Origin of the sequence: Williamsia sp., from assembly GCF_016462415.1 — a bacterium.
In the GTDB taxonomy this organism is placed as follows: domain Bacteria; phylum Actinomycetota; class Actinomycetes; order Mycobacteriales; family Mycobacteriaceae; genus Williamsia_A.
Genome location: NZ_JAEMTF010000001.1, coordinates 1 through 6,845, shown reverse-complemented (window position 1 = coordinate 6,845; position 6,845 = coordinate 1). Strand labels below are relative to the sequence as shown.

The 6,845-nt window shown below is 67.4% G+C and carries 5 protein-coding genes and 2 pseudogenes; 4 read left to right on the top strand and 3 right to left on the bottom strand.

Features of this window, described 5'->3' with window-relative positions; all coding sequences use genetic code 11:
* Nucleotides 1-146, top strand: a pseudogene (locus tag JHC79_RS00035) (iron transporter); the annotation flags it as partial.
* A gap of 40 nt (nt 147-186) precedes the next feature.
* On the opposite strand, the pseudogene JHC79_RS00030 reads toward JHC79_RS00035, so the two are convergent.
* Nucleotides 187-2,559 (bottom strand): annotated as a pseudogene (locus JHC79_RS00030) (Tex family protein).
* The gene (locus JHC79_RS00025; protein WP_296387828.1) at nt 2,556-3,014 is read right to left on the bottom strand and encodes a hypothetical protein; all 459 of its coding nucleotides are present in this window, start codon (nt 3,012-3,014) and stop codon (nt 2,556-2,558) included. The pseudogene JHC79_RS00030 and the gene JHC79_RS00025 overlap by 4 nt, the downstream one beginning before the upstream one ends.
* 128 nt (nt 3,015-3,142) lie before the next feature.
* On the opposite strand from JHC79_RS00025, the gene JHC79_RS00020 reads away from it, so the two are divergent.
* Nucleotides 3,143-3,724: a TetR/AcrR family transcriptional regulator gene (locus JHC79_RS00020; RefSeq protein ID WP_296387827.1), complete on the top strand. Its 582-nt coding sequence runs from the start codon at nt 3,143-3,145 to the stop codon at nt 3,722-3,724.
* 49 nt (nt 3,725-3,773) lie between these two features.
* On the opposite strand, the gene JHC79_RS00015 is transcribed toward JHC79_RS00020, so the two are convergent.
* Entirely contained in the window at nt 3,774-5,261 is a 1,488-nt protein-coding gene (locus JHC79_RS00015; RefSeq protein WP_296387826.1) for an NAD(P)-binding domain-containing protein, read from the bottom strand.
* 191 nt (nt 5,262-5,452) lie between these two features.
* Here JHC79_RS00015 and JHC79_RS00010 point away from each other — a divergent pair, with 191 nt between their 5' ends.
* Together JHC79_RS00010 and JHC79_RS00005 are read left to right on the top strand one after the other, a co-directional pair.
* Entirely contained in the window at nt 5,453-6,133 is a 681-nt protein-coding gene (locus JHC79_RS00010; RefSeq protein ID WP_296387825.1) for a DedA family protein, read from the top strand.
* Between the two features lies 1 nt (nt 6,134).
* Nucleotides 6,135-6,845: DNA-formamidopyrimidine glycosylase family protein (locus JHC79_RS00005; RefSeq protein ID WP_296387824.1), on the top strand; the 711-nt coding region annotated here is incomplete at its 3' end.

Here is a 6,845-nt window from a genome sequence, read left to right as displayed (position 1 = left end):
TACGAGCCCAGCCGCTGATGGCCGGCACCACCGCGGTCCGCGAGGGCAACTTCATATCGTTCCCCTACGCCGCACTGGTCGAGAGCCCGCGAAACCCCGCCACCATCACCGCCTTGGCGAGCTACCTGCGGGGCAAGGGCTACTGACCGCGCTCCGCGGAGCGCGATCAGCCGATGGTCGAGCCGGTTACCTACCGAACCCGGCGTTGCGCAGTGCATCGGCCATCGAACCTGTGGGCGCGGGCGTCGAGCGTCGGTCGTTGTTCTTGCCCTGAGCAGGTTTGCCGCGGCCGGTGTCACCGGTGCGCTGCGGCGGCCGACCACCGTGCCGTCGTTCCTGTTTCGGCGCGCCCGGCTTCTTCGCACCCGGACCGACCTCGTCGTCGAGCCGCAGCGTCAACCCGATCCGCTGACGATCGGTGTCCACCTCGAGCACCTTGACCTTCACCACCTGACCGGACCGCACCACCTCGTGCGGGTCGGAGACGTATTTGTGCGACATCGCGGAGACGTGGACCAGCCCGTCCTGGTGCACACCGACGTCGATGAACGCACCGAACGCCGCCACGTTCGTGACGACACCTTCGAGGACCATCCCGGGCGTGAGGTCGGCGACCTTCTCGACCCCGGCGGCGAACGTCGCGGTGGTGAACGCAGGCCGCGGGTCGCGGCCGGGCTTCTCGAGTTCGGCGAGGATGTCGGTCACGGTCGGCACACCGAAGCGGTCGTCGGCGAAGTCGCCGGGACGCAGCGTGCGCAATGATCGTGTGTCGCCGATGAGTTCGGCGAGGGCGACGCCGGAGCGGTCGAGGATCTTGCGGACCACCGGGTACGCCTCGGGATGGACCCCCGACGCGTCGAGCGGATCGGCGCCGTCGGTGATCCGCAGGAACCCGGCGCACTGCTCGAACGCCTTGGGCCCCAGCCGCGGTACGTCGAGCAGGGCCTTGCGGGTCTGGAACCGGCCGGTCGCGTCCCGGTGGGCGACGATCGATTCGGCGAGCGTCGTCGACACCCCCGACACCCGGGCCAGCAGCGGCACCGACGCGGTGTTCAGGTCGACACCGACGGCGTTGACCGCGTCCTCGACCACCGCGTCCAGGCTGCGTGCGAGCGTTCCGGGATTGACGTCGTGCTGGTACTGGCCGACGCCGATCGACTTGGGCTCGATCTTCACCAGCTCGGCGAGTGGGTCCTGGAGTCGGCGCGCGATCGACACCGCTCCGCGGAGCGTCACGTCGAGCTGCGGGAGTTCGTAGCTGGCGTACTCCGACGCCGAGTACACCGAGGCACCGGCCTCGCTGACCATCGCCTTGGCGGGGGCGGTGGTCCCCGACGTGCGGATCTCGGCGAGCAGTTCGGTTGCCAGCGCATCGGTTTCACGGGAGGCGGTGCCGTTCCCGATCGCGATGAGGTCGACGCCGTGTCGTGCGACCAGGGCCGCGAGCGTCGCCTTGGCGGTGTCCCACTGCTTCTGAGGCTGATGCGGGTAGATCGCACAGGTGTCGAGGACCTTGCCGGTCCCGTCGACCACGGCCACCTTCACCCCGGTGCGGAAGCCGGGATCGAGGCCCAGTGTCGTGCGGGCGCCGGCCGGTGCCGCGAGCAGAAGGTCGTTGAGGTTCTGGGCGAACACCGCGACCGCGTCGTCCTCGGCCTGCTTGCGCAGTCGCAGACGTGCATCGGTCTCCGCGGTCAGGTGCAGCTTCACCTTCCACGCCCAGCGCACGCACGTCGCCAGCCAGGCCGTCGCGGGACCGGGGTGCGACAGGTCGATTCCCAGCGACGCCGCGGCCAGCGCCTGGTAGGCCTCGTCCTCACCGCCGTCGAACGTCAGCGACAGGACGTCCTCCTTCTCGCCACGCAGCGCGGCGAGCACCCGGTGCGACGGCATCTTGTGCAGCGGCTCGGAGTAGTCGAAATAGTCACGGAACTTCTGTCCCGCAGGGGTGTTGACGACCGAATCCGACTTCGGTGCGGTACGGAGCGCCCCGTCGCTCCAGAACTTCTCGCGGGTGGCGCCGACGAGGTCGGCGTCCTCGGCCGCGCGCTCGATCAGGATGAACCGTGCGCCGTCGAGGGCCGCGGCCGCGTCGTCGAAACCGTCGGTGACGAACTCGGCCGCAACCGCGTCGGGTACCAGCGACGGGTCGGCGAGCAGCCGGTCGGCCAGCGGTTCCAGCCCTGCCTCACGAGCGATCTGCGCCTTGGTGCGGCGCTTGGTCTTGAACGGGAGATAGATGTCCTCGACGCGCGACTTCGTCTCGGCGGCTTCCAACGCGACCCGCAGGTTGTCGGTCAGCTTGCCCTGCTCCTCGATCGACTTGATGATCGCGGTCCGTCGCTCGTCGAGCTCGCGCAGTTAACGCAGTCGCTCGTCGAGGGTGCGGAGCTGCGCGTCGTCGAGACTGCCAGTGACTTCCTTGCGGTAGCGGGCGATGAACGGGACGGTCGAGCCCTCGTCGAGCAGCCGGACCGCGGCCGCGACCTGGTTCTCTGCGACCGCCAATTCCTCGGCGATACGGGCGTTCACGGACTTGCGCACAGCACTCGAATTCACCCGCCGGACACTACCTGCCTCCGCTGACTGCGCAGCTGCGGCGCAGGCAGGGTCGTGCGACGGCGCTGCCAATACCCATAGGTCGCCAACAGTTTCAGCGGTCCCCACAGAACGATCGGTGCGTAGCACGCCACCATCACCACCAGGGCTGTCCCGTGCGTGTGACCGGCGTCGGGACGGTGACCCGTCAGAACCTGCGTTGCCATCGAGATGGTGAACAACCACGTGACGGCCAGTCCGCCCAGTGCTGCGACCACGATCACAGGTAGTCGCGGCACCGGACGGTTCATCAGCACCACACCCCACCGACTCGCGAGACCGACCGTGAGGAACGAGGTCGTCAGCTGGACGATGCTGAGTCCGAACACGTAGGCGTAGCCGACGAGGTGATCGTCGGCGAGTTCGAACGCACGCAGCTCCGCAGTCCCGGGCATGAAGCCCGCGATCATCAGCACGCGCCAGACCGCCGACGGAACGGTGACCGCGAACGCTGCCCACGCGACCCGTCTCAGCCATCGCGGCGCTGGTTTTAGAGTTGTGGTTCTAGTTGGCATGTTCGCAAACTACCCCTAGAGTTCCGGAGGTGGCAAGACCCCAGAAGTTCTCCGTCGACCAGATCCTCGATGCCGCCGGACAGGCATGTGTCGAGCACTGGCGCGACACGACCATCACCCACGTCGCTGCAATCGTCGGGGCACCCACGGGGTCGATCTATCACCGGTTCGCCTCCCGTGACGCGCTATTCGGTGCGCTCTGGGTGCGGTCGATCAACCGTTTCCACGAGGGTCTACTGGTCGCGTCGACCATCGACGATCCCCGCGACGCCATGGCGGCACTGGCCCGGCACATCCCGCAGTTCTGTCGAGAGAACCCGCACGACGCGAAGGCCATGACCCTCTATCGGCGCGTCGACCTGGTCGATCTGGTCCCCGACTCGATGCGTGACGACGTGGCGACGGTCAACGACGCCATCGACGTCGCACTACGCGACACCGTGAAGCGGCGCTACGGACGCCTCACCGACCGCCGCTTCCGGTTGGCTCTGCTGGCGACCCGCCAGGGTCCGTACGGGCTGATCCGTCCGCTCGTCGGCGGTGACATCCCCGACGATTTCGACGCCATCTGTGTGGCGTCGGCCGAGGGCATCCTCGCCCTCGGCGACTGACGGTCCTGCTGTGAGCGCGCCGGGGCGGAAACCACGGCGTACACCGTTGTCATGTGCTCCCGGCGCTGTGCACCATGGACCAGTACTTCTGTTCTCGGGTACTGAACTGCTCGTCGGTGATCGCGCCGAACGCCGCGGCGTCCCGCGTGAATCGTGCCGCGGCATCGGGTAGCGCGTCGGGCCCCTCGAGACGAAAACTGCTCGGGGCCAGTGGACCGAACAGCAACTTTCGTCGGAGCTCCGGCCAATTCGCCATGCTCGGCTCCACACCCGCCGCCCGGGCGAACATCAACGCCGCGAGGTTCATCCGCGTCTTCTGCGGCTGACCGCGGCGAGACCGGTATCCATCCACGGATGCCCGGAGCTCGGCCTCGCTGATCGCCGGTATGGTCCCACCCCACGTGTAGGCGATCCATCTGGCCTGCAGCTCCAGCGGGACGAAGTAGCCGCCGGATTGATCCCACATGCCGACCAGAGCCAGCCCAGGAAGATCAGGGTGGAAGGTGAACCGGTCGGCATCGATGTGCGCCTCGTCGATGTCGAGCACCGCGCGCACCTCGTCGCTCAGGCACGGGATGCTGACATCGAACCCGGTACCGAAGAGAATTGCGTCGAACTCATCGGAGCTGCCGTCGGCGAACGTGACGGCGGTCTTCGACACCGACCGGATCCACGGACGTACGACGATCCGCCCCTCGGCGACCAGCGGGAGGTACGTCTGATTGAGGGTGACGCCGGCGCGGAACAGTGAGGGATCCGGAACCGGTGCACCGTACTGTTCCGGACTTCCGCCTGCCTCCACGACGATCTCCTTGAGCTGGCGATCGATCTCCGCTGCCGGCAGTGCAGTGGCCGCGAGCGCGCCGTATCGCGTGAAGATCCGGTGGTCCGATGGGACACCCGCGGCGAACTTCGGCAGAACGTAGCGCTGGCGACGCTGGGTGAGCACGACTCGTGCTCCGGATTGCGCCAGCTCAGCGGCGATCTCGAGGGCGCTGACGGCACACCCGGCCACCAGCACCCGCCGGCCGCGAAAAGCCTCCGCGCCGCGATAGTGGTAGGTGGACGCGACTCCGCCTGCGCCGTCGAATGATTCGAGTCCGGAGACGTGCGGGATGGACGGCGAGTGGAACCGGCCGGTAGAGATGACCACCCGGTCGTAGGTTTCGCTGCCGCCGTCGTGGCCGACTCGCCACCCACTGCCGTCGCGGTCGACGAGATCGACACGGGTGTTCAGACGGATGCGTGCGGTCAGGTCGAACATCGCGGCGAACCGGTGCAGGTAGGCGAGTACATCCTGATTCGACGGGAAGACGACATCGCGGTCGGGTTCCAGGTCGCTGAAGGCCGTCAGGATGCGGCTGGTGTTGGTGTGCATCGCCGGCCAGACACCGCCGGAGCCCGCTCGACCCGACCACTGGCCACCGAGACCGGCCCCCTGCTCGAAAATCGTGACGTCGAAGCCCTGCGACAGCAACCATCGGGCGGAGATGAGTCCGCCGGGGCCTGCGCCGATGACGGCAACGCTCTCGGTCATCGCAGAACACTGGCACAGGTCAGCGCGTGCGTGACCGGAACTCGGCAAAATACTTGTCCGTTGGCGACGAACAGGCATTGCGCGTGAACGTCATGTGCTCTGCCCCACGTATGACGGCCGATCTGTCCGTTTTCTGGATGATGGATGGGAAGCGGCGACCGGGCCGCCAGAACACCAGGAGGTCGGCGGCGTTGAGCACCGCGACAGTGACAGCGGCAGGCGAGCACGGATTCACCGGACTCACCGGTTTTGCGGCAGATGCGCTCGAGCGCATGGGCGACGCCGGCATCGGACTGCTGATCTTCCTGGAGACGATCTTCCCGCCGATACCCAGCGAAGTGGTGTTGCCCTTCGCGGGATACCTCAGCCGAAGCGGCGGCCTGTCGTTCGTCGGCCTGCTGCTCTGGAGCACCGCAGGTGCCTGGATCGGCGCGTTGGTGCTGTATCTGTTGGGACGGGTGGTCGGGCTCGACCGCACGGTCAACTTCGCCGTATGGACCCGCATCGTGAGCCGCCGCGACGCCGAGCGTGGCGCGCAGTGGTTCCAGCGCTTCGGAACGTGGTCGGTGTTCCTCGGTCGGATGATCCCCGGGGTGCGGTCGATCATCTCGCTGCCCGCCGGCGCGGGGGCGATGAATCTCGGGGTCTTCAGCGCTCTGACCATCGCCGGCTCCGCGGCGTGGAACGGGCTGCTGCTCGGTGTCGGTGTCGCGTTGGGCACCCAGCACGAGCGCTTCCACGACTACCTCGGTTACTTCGACTATGTCGTCTACACAATTCTCGCGGTCGCGGTGGTGGTGCTGTTCATCCGGCGACGTCGCCATGTTCGCGAGGACGAAGCAGCCCGGGTCGAGGAGCAGGTATACCGGTAGGGTGCCTGAACTTCCCGAGGTCGAGAACGCGCGACAGGTTGTCGAAAAGGCGTTGGACCGCACCATCACCGAGATCGACGACCACGACGAGTACGAATGCCGCCCGCACCGGCCGGGCGAGATCGCCGATGCTCTCGTCGGTGGTCGCCTGACCGAGGCGAATCGGCGCGGCAAGGCAATGTGGTGTGAGACCGAGACCGCCGACGGGTCGCCCGGCCCCACCCTCGGTATCCACCTCGGCATGGGTGGCCGCATCATCGTCACCGCCCCGGACGGCGACACTTCGTCGAACTACGGCGGCGGTAACGCGAAAGTCGGGGTGCGGGAGAAGGACAAGCCGGAGTGGACGCGGTTCTCGATGACCTTCGACGACGGCGGCCAGCTGCGCCTGTTCGACAAGCGCCGGCTCGGTCGGGTCCGGCTGGAACCGGACATCGACGCCCTGGGCACCGACGCCGCAGAGATGGATCGCGACGAGTTCCGGAAGATGATCGCCGCCAGTGCCGCACCGTTGAAGGCCCGACTGCTGGACCAGAACGCGATCTCCGGCATCGGCAACCTATTGGCCGACGAGGTGCTGTGGCAGTCTGCGATCTCGCCGTCACGACGGGCAAAGACACTCGACGTCGATGAGGCAGATGAGCTCCGTCGCGTTCTGCGACGCTGCACGCGGGCGGCCATCCGAAAAGGCGGCGTCCACACCGGTGAGATC